The sequence below is a fragment of the Dysosmobacter sp. HCP28S3_G4 genome (genome assembly GCF_052065175.1).
GTDB lineage: Bacteria > Bacillota > Clostridia > Oscillospirales > Oscillospiraceae > Oscillibacter.
The window spans coordinates 15455-28844 of the sequence record NZ_JBQHUP010000034.1 but is presented as its reverse complement, the minus strand read 5'-3'; the positions used below and the strand labels follow the sequence as shown (position 1 = coordinate 28844).

Here is a 13390-nt window from a genome sequence, read left to right as displayed (position 1 = left end):
ATTTCTACGATTCCACGATCCAGCTTCCCTCGTTCAAGCATCTTTCATCACCCATGCTTATTTTACCATATAAATGCGAAAAAACCCAGCTATGCTCGACTTTTTCGACAGACTGAAATGGCCGCGGGGGATATCCCGCGGCCATTTGTCTGCGCTTACTCACAGAGGTGCTTACTTGCCCTCCTGGACCTCCTCAAAGGTCTTGACAACACCGTCATCCGGTGCGGCGGTCAGCAGGCTCACCAGGACCACCACCAGCGCGTTGACGATGAAAGCGGGCAGCAGCTCATAGACATTCCACACACCGCCCATGGGACGCACACAGAACTTCCACACGAAGACCATGACACCGCCGGCCACCAGGCCCGCCAGGACGCCCTGACGGTTGCTGCGCTTCCAGAACAGGGCGAACAGAATGGCGGGGCCGAAGGTGGCGCCGAAGCCCGCCCAGGCAAAAGACACGATCTGGAACACGCTGCTGTTGGGGTCCGTTGCCAGGAAGGCGGCGATGACCGCGATGACCACAACAGTCAGGCGGGCCACCAGCATGGTCTGCTTGGCAGTCATCTTGACGCCAAACACGTCCTGGAGCATATTCTCCGAGAAGGCGGAGGCGGCGGAGAGCAGCTGGGAGTCCGCCGTGGACATGGTGGCGGCCAGGATGCCGGCCAGGATCAGGCCCGCTACGATGGCGGGCAGGAAGCCATAGGAGGAAAGCAGGTCCGCGATCTTGACGATGACAGTCTCAGAGGCGCTGCCCTCCAGCATGGGGATGCGGCCTGCCTTGGAGACGCCGTAGCCGATCATGCCGATGCAGATGGCCACGGTCATGGAGATCACCACCCAGATGGAGGCGATGCGCCGGGACAGCTTCAGCTCGCTCTCGTCCCGGATAGCCATGAAGCGCACCAGGATATGGGGCATGCCGAAATAGCCCAGGCCCCAGGCCATGGTGGAGACGATGGTGATGATGCCATAGGGAGACGCGCCGCCGGAGGCAGCGTCGTGGGTCTGGGTGAAGCTCAGGTAGCCGGGCAGGGCCTGAACATTGGAGATCACCGCGCTCAGACCGCCGGCCTGGTAGATGCCGAAGCCGGTGATGACCACCAAGGCGCAGGTCATGATGATGGACTGGATCAGGTCCATGGTGGCCACGGCGCTGAAGCCGCCCACGGAGGTATAGCTGATGATGACCACGGTGCCGATGGCCACGGCCACCAGATAGTTCCAGCCGAACAGGCTGTTGAACAGCTTGCCGATGGCCGCCAGACCGGAGGCCACATAGGGCACGAAGAAGATCAGGATGATGAGGGACGCGATGCACATGATGACGGGCTTCTTCTCCCCGTACCGCTTGGAGATGAAGGAGGGAATGGTGATGGCATTGAGCTTCACGCTGTAGCGGCGAATCTTTCTGGCCACCAGCAGGAAGTTGAGATACGTACCCACCGCCAGACCGATGGCGGTCCAGCCGGCGTCAGCCACGCCGCTGAGATAGGCCAGACCGGGCAGGCCCATCAGCAGCCAGGAACTCATATCGGAGGCCTCCGCGCTCATGGCCGTGACCAGGGGGCCCATGCCCCGGCCGCCCAGGTAGAAGCCCTCGGCGCTCTTTTTGCTCCGCCGGCCGATCATCACGCCGGTGACGATGACGAAGCAGAGGTAAAAAATAATCGTGCCTGTGATACAGATTTGTGCGATTGTCATTGGTTTCTCTCTCCTTTGTACTTCAATGGAAGACATGATATCATACTTTTAACAAGAATGAAATACAGAACGGAGTATAGAATAAATTCTATACTCCGCCGCGCATCCTGTCGAATTTTTCCTCTTATATAAGAATTTTCAAACAAGACGATTCTTGATATGCAAATTTGGGAAAATCATAAAATATTCTCAGGTCTCCGCTCCAGCCCGGTAGCTGGCCAGAAACATGGGGGTCATCTGGTCCGCGTAAGCCACCAGGGAATACTCCCCGCCGCACAGGCACCAGTCGTACATCAGCGCCCGCTCCCACAGGGCGTAGGCCTTCACGATCTCGTTGACGGTGCGGTCCCGGCGGAGCTGTCCCGCCCTCTGTCCCTCGCCGATGATCTGCCGCAGGAGTTTGAAATAGGTGCGGTTCCGGTCCAGCAGATGCTTCTCTCCCCGGGCCAGCAGCTGGGTGGACAGCAGCCGGGCCAGCAGGTCCATGGACACGCCGCCGTCGATCATGGCGAACAGCTCGTGGTTCAGGTAGATCAGCTTGTCCATGGCGTCCATGTCCGGCGTCAGGGAGGGCAGCAGCTCCTCGTACTTCTCGTCGAACACGTTGGCCAGGGTGCCCAGCAGGGCGCCCTTGCCGTCGAAATAGTGGTAAAAGGAGCCCTTGGAGGTCTCGGACTCAAAGACGATGTCCTCCACCGTGGTATTCTCGTAGCCCTGCTCATAGAACAGCTTCCAGGCCGCCGAGATGATGCGTCCCCTGGTGTTCCGGGTATTTTTCCGGGCCATGCAGCCGCCTCCTCCTCTTTCTTGTCTATTTTCAGCATACCATATCCAGTCCCATTCCGCAAAGGAATTTCGCACCGGCGGCACAGCATTTTTTGCATGGTTTCCGGCACTTTCCATCGTATATTTGCGGAATCCACATTGATATAATGAGAGCAGAATGAAGACAGGAGGCAGCACCTTGGAATTCTGGAAAATGAACGGAGCAGGCAACGACTTCATCCTGCTGAACAATCTGAAGGAGCATCTGCCGGAGGAGGCCTTTCCGGACATCGCCCGGACGCTGTGCGAGCGGCATCTGTCCATCGGCGCCGACGGCCTGATGGTGGTGGACGCCCCCGTCCAGGGCGGCGACTACCGGATGCGGTTCTACAACTCTGACGGCAGCGTGGGCGAGATGTGCGGCAACGGTGCCCGGTGCATCTGCCGGTACGGCTACGAGACGGGTCTGGCTGGTGAGACACAGACGGTGGAGACCACCGCCGGCATCATCACCGGACAGCGCATCGACCGGCGGAACTACCGCATCCGCCTCAACGACCCCTCCACCGTCCGACTGGACATGGCCGTGGAGGTGGACGGTGTCCGGTACCCCTGCTCCTACGTGGAGCTGGGCAACCCGGGCCTGCCCCACGCGGTGGTGCCCTTCCCGGGCCTGCAGGACGCCGACGAACACGCCCTGCGGGAGCTGGGCCGGAAGCTGCGCTGGCATCCCGCCTTCCCCAAGGGTGCCAACGTGAACTTCTACGAGATCGCCGGGGAGGATCTGGTGTACGAGCGGACCTTCGAGCGGGGCGTGGAGGATTTCACCTACGCCTGCGGCACCGGCACCGGCAGCACCGTGACGGTGCTGACCCTTCAGGGAAAGGTCAGCGGACGGGACGTCCGGGTGCGGATGCCCGGCGGCGAGCTGCGGATCGACACCGTACGTCAGGGTTCCCGGATCACGGATCTGTTCCTGACGGGCCCCACCAACATCGTCTGCAAGGGCGAGGTCACCGACGAGGACCTGCGCCTGACAGAGTCATCTTCCAAAACCAGTTCCGTATGAGAAACGATCAGGAGGGAGTATTTATGGAAGCAAAATCTGTGGCGAAGAATTACCGTTTTATGGCCATCATGCTGGCCGCCATGGTCCTGGGCGCCATTCTGGGCTGGTGCTGGCCCGTGGTGAAGGGTACTGACGGCAGCACCGTCAGCGCCGGCGCCACCGTTCTGAAGCCCTTCGGCACCGTGTTCATCAACATGATGTTCTGCATCGTGGTGCCGCTGGTGTTCGCGTCCATCTCCAGCGCCGTGGCCAACATGCAGAGCCGCAAACGAGCCGGCAAGATCATGGGCGTCACCGTGGGCACCTTCGTGATCACCGGGGCCATCGCCGCCGTGGTCATGTTCCTGCTGGTGAAGGTGTTTCCGCCGGTTCTGGCCCCCTGGACGGAGCTGCCCTCCGAGGAGATGGGCGAGTACGCCACGCTGTCGGAGCTGGTGGTCAACTTCTTCACCGCCAGCGACTTCGTGGGCCTGCTGACCCGCCGGGCCATGCTGCCCCTCATCGTGTTCTCCCTGCTGTTCGGCTTCGCCGTGAATCTCAACGGCGGCGCCGACACCCCCGTGGGCCGGTTTCTGGAGGACCTGACCAACGTGATGCTGAAGTTCATCAAGATCGTCACCTACTACGCTCCCATCGCCTTCTTCGCCATCTTCGCCGATCTGGTGGCCAGCTACGGCTCCCAGGTCATTGAGAACTACGGCCGGGCGCTGCTGCTGTACTATCCCCTGTGCTTCGTGTATATCTTCACCGCCTGGCCCCTGTTCGCCTGGTTCGGCGGTGGCAAGGGCGCCGTGAAGACCATGTTCCGGCACATCACCCGCCCCGCCGTGGTGTCCCTGGGCACCTGCTCCTCCGTGGCCACCATCCCCACCAACATGGAGGTGGCCGCCGAGACCGGCATCTCCAAGGACGTCTCCGACATGGTGCTGCCTCTGGGCGCCACCATGCACATGGACGGCTCCTGCTTCTCCTGCGTGCTGAAGATTGCCTTCGTGCTGGGCGTGTTCGGCCAGCCCATGGGCTTCGACCAGCTGATCCCCGTGGTGCTGGTGGCGGTGCTGTCCTCCGTGGGTATGAGCGGCGTCCCCGGCGGCGGCTATATCGGCGAGTATATCATCTGCTCCCTGTTCTTCCCGGAGCAGATCGAGGTGGCCTTCCCCATTCTGGTGGCCATCGGCAATCTGGTGGACCCCCCTGCCACCATGATCAACGCCGCCGGCGACTATGTGGTCAGCTACATCGTCTCCCGCTTCGTGGACGGGAAAGACTGGCTGCAGAAGGTGCTGGCAAAGCAGTCCGAACAGTGAGTTCGCTCCTCCGAAACGAAACGATCCCGCCCGCGCAGCCTTGCGCAGGCGGGATCTCGCTTTTGCCGCCGCGTTCCGCGGCTCAGGGCTGGGGGAACACCACGGTCAGCAGCATCTTGAAGTTCTCCGGCGCGTAGACCGCGTGGGGCTTCTTCGCCGGCATCACCAGGCTCTCCCCCGCCTTGCAGCGGTAGACCGTGCCGTCCACGGTGAACTGGCCCTCTCCCTCCAGGACGGTGACCATGGCGTCGCCTGCGGAGTCGTGAGTGCCGATCTCCTCCCCCGCCGCGAAGGCGAACAGTGTCAGGCTCACCGCCGGATTCTGGGCCAGCGTCCGGCTCACCACCTGTCCCGGCTGGACGGAAACCAACTCCGCCAGCGACAGGACCTTCTCATGTTCCATGTTCTTGATGTAGGGCATGACGCCCCTCCTTTCCGTGCTTACGATACCGGGATAATACCACGTTTTCAGATGCCTGTCTGTTGGAATTCCAACGGATACGGATCTTTTTCCGCCGGAGACGGCGAAAGGGACCGGCCATGGGCCAGTCCCTTTTCTGCGTTCAGAAGAAACGCTCAGTCTACAATATCAACAGAAACCTTGACGCCGGTACGCTGGGCATAGGAGCGCACCACCGTGCGGATCTCCTTGGCGATGCGGCCCTGACGGCCGATGACCTTGCCCATGTCGTCGGGCGCGACGCGCAGCTCCAGCGTCAGCTCCTGATCGCCCTCGATCTCCGTGACGGAGACGGCGTCAGGATCGTCCACTAAGTTTCTGGCGATGTAGAGCAGCAAGTCTTTCATGCTCTGCCCTCCGAATTACTGGAGGACGTCCATCTTCTTCAGCAGGGCGCGGACGGTGTCGGTGGGCTGAGCGCCGGACTTGATCCAGGCCTGGGCACGCTCGGCGTCGATCTTGATCTCAGCGGGGGAGACGCAGGGATTGTAGGTGCCGATCTCCTCGATGAAGCGGCCGTTGCGGGGGAAGCGGGAATCCGCCACCACGACACGGTAGTAAGGAGCCTTCTTGGCGCCCAGACGGCGCAGTCTGATCTTGACCATAGTATTGTACCTCCAAAAGTAAAATAAATAAGATTTATCTATAAATGCGAGAGCATCTATATCCGGTTTTCGGACAGCGGCTCACTTGAACCGCTTTTTCCGGCCCATGCCGTGCATCCTGCCGCCCATGCCCGGCAGACGGCCCTTGCTCATCTGCTTGGTGAGCTGCTGGATCATCTCGAACTGCTTCAGCAGACGGTTCACGTCCACCACCTGCAGTCCGCAGCCGGCGGCGATGCGCTTTTTCCGGCTGGCGTTCAGGATCTGGGGATTTTCCCGCTCCAGCGGGGTCATGGACAGGATGATGGCCTCCGTGTGGGCCAGGGCCTTGTCGTCGATGGTGGCGGTCTGGAGCTGCTTGCCCGCCACGCCGGGGAGCATGCCCGCGATCTGGCTGAGGTCGCCCATGCCCCGCAGCTGCTGGAGCTGCTCGAAGTAGTCCTCCAGGGTGAACTGGTTCTTCCGGAGCCGCTCCTGCAATTTGGCGGCCTGCTTCTCATCGTAGGTGTTCTGGGCCTTTTCGATGAGGGTCAGCATGTCGCCCATGCCCAGAATGCGGGACGCCATGCGGTCGGGGTGGAAGGGCTCGATCATGTCCAGCTTCTCGCCGGTGCCCACGTACTTGATGGGCTTTCCGGTGGCCGCCCGGATGGACAGGGCCGCGCCGCCCCGGGCGTCGCCGTCCAGCTTGGTCAGCACCACGCCGTCGATGCCCAGCGCCTCGTCGAAGGCGGAGGCCGCGTTGACGGCGTCCTGGCCGGTCATGGCGTCCACCACCAGCAATATCTCATTGGGATGGACGGCGGCTTTCATCCGCTTCAGCTCGTCCATCAGCGCCTCGTCCACATGAAGACGGCCGGCGGTGTCCAGGAACACGATGTCGTTGCCGTAGTCCTTTGCGTGGCGCAGGGCGTGCTGGGCGATCTCCACGGGGTCGCCCGCGCCCTCCTCGAAGACGGGGATGTCCAGCTGGCCGCCCACCACTTTCAGCTGCTCAATGGCGGCGGGACGGTACACGTCGCAGGCCACCAGCAGGGGCCGCTTGCCGAACTGCTTCCGGAAATAACCTGCCAGCTTGGCGCCGTTGGTGGTCTTGCCGGCGCCCTGAAGGCCCACCATCATCACCACCGTGGGGCCGTTGTTGGCCATGGCGATTTTGGAGGTGGTGCCGCCCATCAGCGCGGTCATCTCCTCGTTGACGATCTTGATGACCTGCTGGGCGGGGGTCAGGCTGTCCAGCACGTCGCTGCCAACGGCCCGCTCCGTGACCTTGGCCACGAACTCCTTCACCACTTTATAGCTGACGTCGGCCTCCAGCAGCGCCAGACGGACCTCACGCATGCCCTCCCGGACATCGTTCTCCGTCAGACGGCCCTTGCCCCGCAGCTTTTTGAACGTGGCGCTCAGTTTTTCTGTCAGGCCCTCGAATGCCATAGCTCCTCCTGCTTACTCTCTCAGCGCGGCGGTCTCCCGCGCGATGGTATCGGCCAGTTCCCCCAGTCTGGGGTCCTCGTAGAGGCGATAGTTCAGCTGCTTGATGCCGTCCACCGCCGTCTGGATGGCGTCCAGATGGCCGCGCATCTGCTCGAACCGCTTGATGAGGCCGGTCTTGTCCTCGATCTCCTGCATCTGGGCCTCCGCCCGGACGATGACGTCCCGGACGCCCTGGCGGGAGATACCGGCGTTCTCCGCGATCTCCGCCAATGAGAGATCGTCGTTGTAGTACAGGTCGAAGAACTCCCGCTGCCGGTCCGTGAGGAGATCCCCGTAGAAATCGTACAGCATGGTCATGCGGTAGGTCTGATTCTTCACGGAAAACCCCTCCCTTTTATTTCTGTAAAGCCGCTTCGCTTTACAACGTCAAACAGTTTACAGGAATCCCGTTTAAAAGTCAAGGGAAAAATGGCAGAAAATCCGCCGCTGCGGGAAAAAAATCTTCCTGTTTTGCCACAGACCGTGCCGGACGGCCCCGTGAAGGGCCAGCGGCGCCTCTCCATGCGGTAATTGGTCAGGAAGACGCCCCGGCGCTCCACGGTCTGGGCCGTCAGGATCCGCCAGCCCCGCTTTTCGAAAAAGGGCCGGGCCGTAATGGAGGCGTGAGTGGTGAATCGCTCCGCCCCGGACGCGCCCTCCAGGGCGTCACAAATGGCTTTTGCCACGCCCCGGCGCTGGAAGTCCTTATGGACGAACAGGCGGTCCAGATACCCGTCCGCCGCCATGTCCCCGAAGCCCACGATGGTCCCGCCCTCCACGGCCACCACGGTATGATGGGCCGCCAGGGACGCCGCCCACGCAGAGGCGTCCATGTCCGCCGGGGCCCAGGCGTCCAGCTGCGCCAGGGTGTAGTCCGCCGCGCAGACAGCGTGGACCGTATCGTAAAACAGTGCCGCCAGGACCGGCAGGTCTTCCGGACGGTACTCTCTGATGACCATGGCGTTCCCTCCTCCGCAGCTGCTGACGTTTTGTTCATGATACGCCCTTCATGCCGTCTTTGCAAGCCTTCCCGGCTTGACAGAGACGGGCCACGCATCTTATAATGAAGTTATCCGTAATCAGGCAGGAGGGTCCGCCATGTTTGCCGTCAACGGCACGGATTACACGCTGTTCGTTCTGGCCGCCGCTGCGGCGCTCGTCTTCTTCGCCGGGCAGTACACCCTCTGCCGGTGGACAAGGCGGTCCGTTTTCCGGTGTATTCCCGCTTGCGCCGTGGTGCTGCTGCTCCTGCTTGCCCAGTATGTGCTGAGCTCGGACAACCGGGGCTCCTTCATCGACCTGCGGGGCGCGGTGGCGGCTATCATCGCGGGCTTCGCGCTGCTCTGCGCCGTTTCAGCGGGCCTTGGATGGCTGCTCTGGCGGCAGAAAAGCAGGAAGAAATAGGATTCAGGACCCCGCTCAGTGCCTGAGCGGGGTCTTTTGCCGCCATCGGGACTGTTTTTCTGCCACTTGCAGGAAACCGCTTCTGCGTGGTATACTATATTCCGTATTTCATATTGGGACATTCCCGTGAGGAGTGAAATCGTGAAAGTCATCCGAAAACAACTGGCGGAGGGCGTGTATCTCACCTGTCTTCCCGCCCGGAAATTCAAGACCAGCCTGCTGTCCGCCCAGTTCGTCACCCCCCTGACGGACAAAAACGCCGCCGTCCACGCCCTGCTGCCGGCGGTGCTCCGCCGGGGCACCATGCGCTTCCCGGACATGGGGAGCCTGTCCGTGGAGCTGGACCGGCTGTACGGCGCGGAGATCGACTACACCGTCCGGAAAAAGGCGGAGAGCCAGTGCGTGGGCTTCGTGGCCAGCTTTATCGACGACGCCTTCGTCCCCGGCGGCGAGAAGCTGCTGGAACCGGTGTCCGACCTGCTGGGGGAGCTGATCTGCGCACCGGCCACCAAAAATGGCCGCTTCCTGCCGGAGTACGTGGAGGGCGAGCGCACCAATCTGGTGGACGCCATCCGGGGCATTCTCAACGACAAGCGGGACTATGCGGACCTGCGCTTATTGCAGGAGATGTGCGCCGGGGAGCCCTACGGCGTCAGCCGGTTCGGCGACGAGAAGTCCGCCGCCAAAATCTCCCCCCAGCGGCTGTACGCCGCCTACACCGCCCTCATCGCCTCCGCCCGGCTGGAGCTGTTCTACAGCGGCTCCGCCGCGCCGGAACGGGTGGAGGGTGCCCTGCTGCGGGCCTTCTCCGCCCTGCCCCGGGAGAACGTCCGGGAGCTGGCGCCCGCCGCGTTCCATCCCGCCCGTGAAGAAGCCCGGACCGTCACCGACGTCATGGACGTCACCCAGGGCAAGCTGGGCATGGGCTTCACCTGCGGCAGCCGGGACTTCCCGGCCCTGCTGCTGGGCAACACCCTGTTCGGCGGGTCCAGCAACTCCAAGCTGTTCCTGAACGTCCGGGAGAAGCTGTCTTTGTGCTACTACGCCTCCTCCATGTACCACCGGCAGAAGGGCATCATCACCGTGTCCTCCGGCGTGGAGTTTGAGAACTTCCAGAAGGCCTACGACGAGATCATGCTCCAGCTCCGGGCCGTCCAGAACGGGGAGCTGGAGGACTGGGAGCTGGAGGGCGCCCGCAGCACCCTGCTGAACGCCTACGCCTCCATAGGCGACTCCCAGGCCCGGCTGGAGAACTTCTACCTGGGTCAGGCCGCCACCGGCCAGAGCGAGACGCCGGAGGAGCTGGCCACGGACGTCCGGAACACCAGCGCGGCGCGGATCTTCGAGGCCATGCAGACCGTGACGCTGGACACCGTCTATTTCCTGAAGGGAAAGGAGGCCGCGGAATGAGAGAGACCTTTTACGAGCGGGTGGGCGAGTCTGTCTTCCGGGAGACGCTGCCCAACGGCCTGATGGTCTGCGTGGTGCCCAAGCCCGGCTATGTCAAGAAGTACGCCTTCTTCGCCACCCGCTACGGCGGCATGGACGTGCGCTTCCAGCTGAACGGCAAGTGGCTGGACACCCCGGCGGGCATTGCCCACTACCTGGAGCACAAGATGTTCGACACCAAGGAGGGCAACGCCCTTCAGGAACTGGCGAAGAACGGTGCGGAGCCCAACGCCTTCACCTCCAACGCCATGACCGGCTACTACTTCGACTCCACGGACCACTTCGAGGAGAATCTGAAGATCCTGCTGTCCTTCGTGTCCATCCCCTACTTCACCGACGAGAGCGTGGCCAAGGAGCAGGGCATCATCGGCCAGGAGATCCGCATGATCGAGGACAACCCCGACTGGCAGATCTATACCCGGATGATGCAGGCCCTGTATCAGAACCACACCGGCCGCATCTCCGTGGCGGGCAGCATCGAGTCCATCCGGGAGATCACCGCTCAGACGCTGTACGACTGCCACAAGGCGTTCTACACCCCCTCCAACATGATCCTCACGGTGGTGGGCGACGTGGACCCGGTGCACATGGTGGACCTGGCACGGCGCATCCTGCCCCGGGAGGGCGGCCCCGTCATCCCCCGGGACTACGGCGAGGAGCCGGCGGAGGTGGCCCAGAAGGAGACATCCCGGGAGATGGAGGTCTCCATGCCCCAGTTCCTGACGGGCTACAAGTGCGTCCCCGCCAAAGACGGGGCGGACTGGCTGCGGCTGGCCGTCACCGGCGACATGGCCTGCGACCTGCTGCTTGGCGAGTCCTCTCCCCTGTACCAGCGGCTGTACAGCCAGGGGCTTATCAACGGCAGCTTCGGCGGCACCTTCGAGATGATGCCCGGCATGTCCTATCTCTACGCCGGCGGCGACAGCAACCACGCCCGGGCCGTGGCGGACGCCATCCAGAAGGAGGCGGACCGGCTGGTGCGGGAGGGCATCGACCCGGACTTCTTCGAGCGGACCCGGCGGGCGTCCTTCGGCGACAACCTGCGGGGCCTCAACTCCTTTGAGAACATCGCCGTCAGCCTGACAGAGGGCTACTTCCACGGCTACGATCCCCTGACCTTCCCCCAGATCTTCGACGCGGTCTCCCAGGAGGACGTGGTTTCCTTCCTGCGGGAGAATATCACCCCGGACCGGGCAGTCCTGTCCCAGATCCTGCCCCGGACCTGACCCTGTTTCATAGAAAGAAGGCAATGACCCTTGACTGTTATGCAAGATTCCCCTATCAGCTTTCCCGGCCTGCTGGGAGACTGGCAGTTCACCGCCAGTTCCGTGGCCTTTTATCTCGGGCAGAAGCCCATCTACTGGTACGGCATCATCCTGGGCCTGGGCGTCCTCCTGGGCCTGTGGCTGTGCACCAAACAGGCCAAGCACTACGGCCTGACAGAAGATAACGTGGTGGACATGGTGCTGTGGGGCGTGCCCCTGGGCATCCTGGGTGCCCGGACTTATTACGTTCTGTTCTATCTGGACCTGTTCCGCAACGAGAGCGGCGGTCTGGACTGGGGCCGGGTGGTGGCCATCTGGGACGGCGGCGGCGCCATCTATGGCACCGTCATCGCCTGCGTCATCCTGGCCATCGTCTACAGCCGGTGCCAGAAGATCAAACTGGGCGCCCTGACGGATCTGTGCGTCATGGGCCTGCTGGTGGGCCAGCTGGTGGGCCGGTGGGGCAACTTTATGAACCGGGAGGCCTTTGGCGCCGCCACCGCCCTGCCCTGGCGGATGCGGCTGTGGACCAGCGCCAGCCAGTATATCGAGGTCCACCCCACCTTCCTGTACGAGAGCCTGTGGAACCTGCTGGGCCTGCTGCTGATCCTGTTCGTCATCTCCAAGGGCCGCCGGTTCGACGGCGAGAACACCTGGTTCTACTTCCTGTGGTACGGCCTGGGCCGCTCCTGGATCGAGGGCCTGCGGACCGACAGCCTGTACCTGTTTGACTGGAAGCTGTTCGGCGAGCCCATCCGGGTCTCCCAGGCGCTGTCCCTGGTGCTGGTGGTGCTGGCGGCGTTCATGCTGTTCTACAACATCCGCATCAAAAAACGGTCGCCGGAAGACCTGCTGGTGAACCAGATGGCCCGCGCCGCCGAGGCGGCGGAGGCCGCGGAAGCCGGGGAAGCACCGGAAGCGGAGATCACGGCCGCGGCGGACGAGGCTCCCCAGGAGCCCATTCCCGGTGAGACAACGATTCAGGAGGACATTCATGGCGACGATCATTGACGGAAAGGCTCTGGCCGCGGAGCTGAAAGCGGAGATCCGGGACGCGGCGGCGAAGCTGCCCCGGCAGCCGGGTCTGGCAGTGGTGCTGCTGGGAGACGATCCCGCCTCCCGGAAGTACATGGCCGGCAAGGAGCGGGACTGCCGGGAGTGCGGCTTCCGCAGCATGGAGCACCGCCTGCCGGCGGACACCTCCGAGGCGGCGCTGCTGGACCTGATCCGGCAGCTCAACGGGGACGACGATGTGGACGGCATTCTCATCCAGCTGCCCCTGCCCCGGCACATCCGCCACCGGGCGGTGCTGGACGCCGTCTCACCGGAGAAGGACGTGGACGGCTTCCATCCCGTGAACGTGGGACGGCTGGCCTCCGGGGACCCGCTGTTCGTCCCCTGCACCCCCGCCGCGGTGATGGAAATTCTGAAGAAGTACGGAATCTCCCCCGCCGGTCAGCGGTGTGTGGTGGTAGGCCGGTCGGACATCGTGGGCAAGCCCATGGCCCGTCTGCTGCTGATGGCCGACGGCACCGTGACGGTGTGCCACTCCAAAACCCCGGACCTGGGGGCCGTCACCCGGGAGGCGGACATTCTGGTCACCGCCGCCGGACGGCCCGGCCTGGTCACCGGCGATATGGTGAAGGAGGGCGCCGTGGTCATCGACGTGTCCACCAACTGGACGCCGGAGGGCGTCTGGCGGGGCGACGTGGTGTTTGACGATGCCGCGGAGCGGGCGTCGTACATCACGCCGGTGCCCGGCGGCGTGGGCCCTGTCACCCGGGCGGTGCTGCTGAAGAACCTGCTGCAGGCGGCGGAGCGCCGCACGCAGGCGTAAGTGCATAGCGAAGCCCCCGGCGCGCCGCGCCGGGGGCTTTTTTCATGGT

The 13390-nt window shown here is 63.1% G+C and carries 15 protein-coding genes; 7 read left to right on the top strand and 8 right to left on the bottom strand.

The window, feature by feature from the left end:
• Nucleotides 1-171 precede the first annotated feature (171 nt).
• Together ACTNBU_RS09010 and ACTNBU_RS09005 are read right to left on the bottom strand one after the other, a co-directional pair.
• Nucleotides 172-1707 (bottom strand): sodium/proline symporter, encoded by a 1536-nt coding sequence (locus ACTNBU_RS09010; protein WP_441033047.1) that lies wholly within the window; start codon nt 1705-1707, stop codon nt 172-174.
• A 189-nt stretch (nt 1708-1896) separates the two neighbouring features.
• Entirely contained in the window at nt 1897-2493 is a 597-nt protein-coding gene (locus tag ACTNBU_RS09005) for a TetR/AcrR family transcriptional regulator (RefSeq protein ID WP_441033045.1), read from the bottom strand.
• 178 nt (nt 2494-2671) lie between these two features.
• Between ACTNBU_RS09005 and dapF the strand changes: the two genes are divergently transcribed.
• Together dapF and ACTNBU_RS08995 are read left to right on the top strand one after the other, a co-directional pair.
• A complete protein-coding gene (gene dapF / locus ACTNBU_RS09000; RefSeq protein ID WP_441033042.1) occupies nt 2672-3541 on the top strand; it encodes a diaminopimelate epimerase in 870 nt (289 codons plus the stop codon).
• A gap of 23 nt (nt 3542-3564) precedes the next feature.
• Nucleotides 3565-4848 carry a dicarboxylate/amino acid:cation symporter gene (locus ACTNBU_RS08995; protein WP_441033039.1) on the top strand — a complete coding sequence of 428 codons (1284 nt, stop codon included), beginning with the start codon at nt 3565-3567 and terminating at the stop codon, nt 4846-4848.
• An 82-nt stretch (nt 4849-4930) separates the two neighbouring features.
• On the opposite strand, the gene ACTNBU_RS08990 is transcribed toward ACTNBU_RS08995, so the two are convergent.
• The 6 genes from ACTNBU_RS08990 to ACTNBU_RS08965 form a co-directional block, all read right to left on the bottom strand.
• Nucleotides 4931-5269 carry a cupin domain-containing protein gene (locus ACTNBU_RS08990; RefSeq protein WP_441033036.1) on the bottom strand — a complete coding sequence of 113 codons (339 nt, stop codon included), beginning with the start codon at nt 5267-5269 and terminating at the stop codon, nt 4931-4933.
• Nucleotides 5270-5424: 155 nt separating this feature from the next.
• Nucleotides 5425-5655, bottom strand: a complete 231-nt coding sequence (locus ACTNBU_RS08985; RefSeq protein WP_441033034.1) for a KH domain-containing protein — start codon at nt 5653-5655, stop codon at nt 5425-5427.
• Nucleotides 5656-5670: 15 nt separating this feature from the next.
• On the bottom strand, nt 5671-5913 hold the full coding sequence (gene rpsP / locus ACTNBU_RS08980) for a 30S ribosomal protein S16 (RefSeq protein ID WP_441033031.1): 243 nt from the start codon (nt 5911-5913) through the stop codon (nt 5671-5673).
• 81 nt (nt 5914-5994) lie between these two features.
• Complete coding sequence (gene ffh / locus ACTNBU_RS08975) at nt 5995-7347, bottom strand: signal recognition particle protein (protein ID WP_441033028.1); 1353 nt, start codon at nt 7345-7347, stop codon at nt 5995-5997.
• Between the two features lie 12 nt (nt 7348-7359).
• The gene (gene ylxM, locus ACTNBU_RS08970; RefSeq protein WP_441033026.1) at nt 7360-7725 is read right to left on the bottom strand and encodes a YlxM family DNA-binding protein; all 366 of its coding nucleotides are present in this window, start codon (nt 7723-7725) and stop codon (nt 7360-7362) included.
• Entirely contained in the window at nt 7722-8345 is a 624-nt protein-coding gene (locus tag ACTNBU_RS08965) for a GNAT family N-acetyltransferase (RefSeq protein WP_441033023.1), read from the bottom strand. The genes ylxM and ACTNBU_RS08965 overlap by 4 nt, the downstream gene beginning before the upstream one ends.
• A 139-nt stretch (nt 8346-8484) precedes the next feature.
• Here ACTNBU_RS08965 and ACTNBU_RS08960 point away from each other — a divergent pair, with 139 nt between their 5' ends.
• The 5 genes from ACTNBU_RS08960 to ACTNBU_RS08940 all read left to right on the top strand — a co-directional run bounded on the left by ACTNBU_RS08960 (nt 8485) and on the right by ACTNBU_RS08940 (nt 13341).
• A complete protein-coding gene (locus ACTNBU_RS08960; protein WP_441033020.1) occupies nt 8485-8790 on the top strand; it encodes a hypothetical protein in 306 nt (101 codons plus the stop codon).
• Between the two features lie 141 nt (nt 8791-8931).
• Entirely contained in the window at nt 8932-10200 is a 1269-nt protein-coding gene (gene yfmF, locus ACTNBU_RS08955; RefSeq protein ID WP_441033017.1) for an EF-P 5-aminopentanol modification-associated protein YfmF, read from the top strand.
• Nucleotides 10197-11465: an EF-P 5-aminopentanol modification-associated protein YfmH gene (yfmH, locus tag ACTNBU_RS08950; RefSeq protein ID WP_441033014.1), complete on the top strand. Its 1269-nt coding sequence runs from the start codon at nt 10197-10199 to the stop codon at nt 11463-11465. The genes yfmF and yfmH overlap by 4 nt, the downstream gene beginning before the upstream one ends.
• Nucleotides 11466-11504: 39 nt before the next feature.
• Complete coding sequence (lgt, locus tag ACTNBU_RS08945; protein WP_441033011.1) at nt 11505-12515, top strand: prolipoprotein diacylglyceryl transferase; 1011 nt, start codon at nt 11505-11507, stop codon at nt 12513-12515.
• Complete coding sequence (locus tag ACTNBU_RS08940) at nt 12499-13341, top strand: bifunctional 5,10-methylenetetrahydrofolate dehydrogenase/5,10-methenyltetrahydrofolate cyclohydrolase (RefSeq protein ID WP_441033008.1); 843 nt, start codon at nt 12499-12501, stop codon at nt 13339-13341. Before lgt ends, ACTNBU_RS08940 begins: the two co-directional genes overlap by 17 nt.
• Nucleotides 13342-13390 lie beyond the last annotated feature (49 nt).

What these genes read in the sequence shown, in the direction of transcription:
- ACTNBU_RS09010 (WP_441033047.1), bottom strand. Translation starts at nt 1,707, where the DNA reads ATGACAATCGCACAAATCTGTATCACAGGCACGATTATTTTTTACCTC.
- ACTNBU_RS09005 (WP_441033045.1), bottom strand. Translation starts at nt 2,493, where the DNA reads ATGGCCCGGAAAAATACCCGGAACACCAGGGGACGCATCATCTCGGCG.
- ACTNBU_RS08995 (WP_441033039.1), top strand. Translation starts at nt 3,565, where the DNA reads ATGGAAGCAAAATCTGTGGCGAAGAATTACCGTTTTATGGCCATCATG.
- ACTNBU_RS08990 (WP_441033036.1), bottom strand. Translation starts at nt 5,269, where the DNA reads ATGCCCTACATCAAGAACATGGAACATGAGAAGGTCCTGTCGCTGGCG.
- ACTNBU_RS08985 (WP_441033034.1), bottom strand. Translation starts at nt 5,655, where the DNA reads ATGAAAGACTTGCTGCTCTACATCGCCAGAAACTTAGTGGACGATCCT.
- rpsP (WP_441033031.1), bottom strand. Translation starts at nt 5,913, where the DNA reads ATGGTCAAGATCAGACTGCGCCGTCTGGGCGCCAAGAAGGCTCCTTAC.
- ffh (WP_441033028.1), bottom strand. Translation starts at nt 7,347, where the DNA reads ATGGCATTCGAGGGCCTGACAGAAAAACTGAGCGCCACGTTCAAAAAG.
- ACTNBU_RS08965 (WP_441033023.1), bottom strand. Translation starts at nt 8,345, where the DNA reads ATGGTCATCAGAGAGTACCGTCCGGAAGACCTGCCGGTCCTGGCGGCA.
- ACTNBU_RS08960 (WP_441033020.1), top strand. Translation starts at nt 8,485, where the DNA reads ATGTTTGCCGTCAACGGCACGGATTACACGCTGTTCGTTCTGGCCGCC.
- yfmH (WP_441033014.1), top strand. Translation starts at nt 10,197, where the DNA reads ATGAGAGAGACCTTTTACGAGCGGGTGGGCGAGTCTGTCTTCCGGGAG.
- lgt (WP_441033011.1), top strand. Translation starts at nt 11,505, where the DNA reads ATGCAAGATTCCCCTATCAGCTTTCCCGGCCTGCTGGGAGACTGGCAG.
- ACTNBU_RS08940 (WP_441033008.1), top strand. Translation starts at nt 12,499, where the DNA reads ATGGCGACGATCATTGACGGAAAGGCTCTGGCCGCGGAGCTGAAAGCG.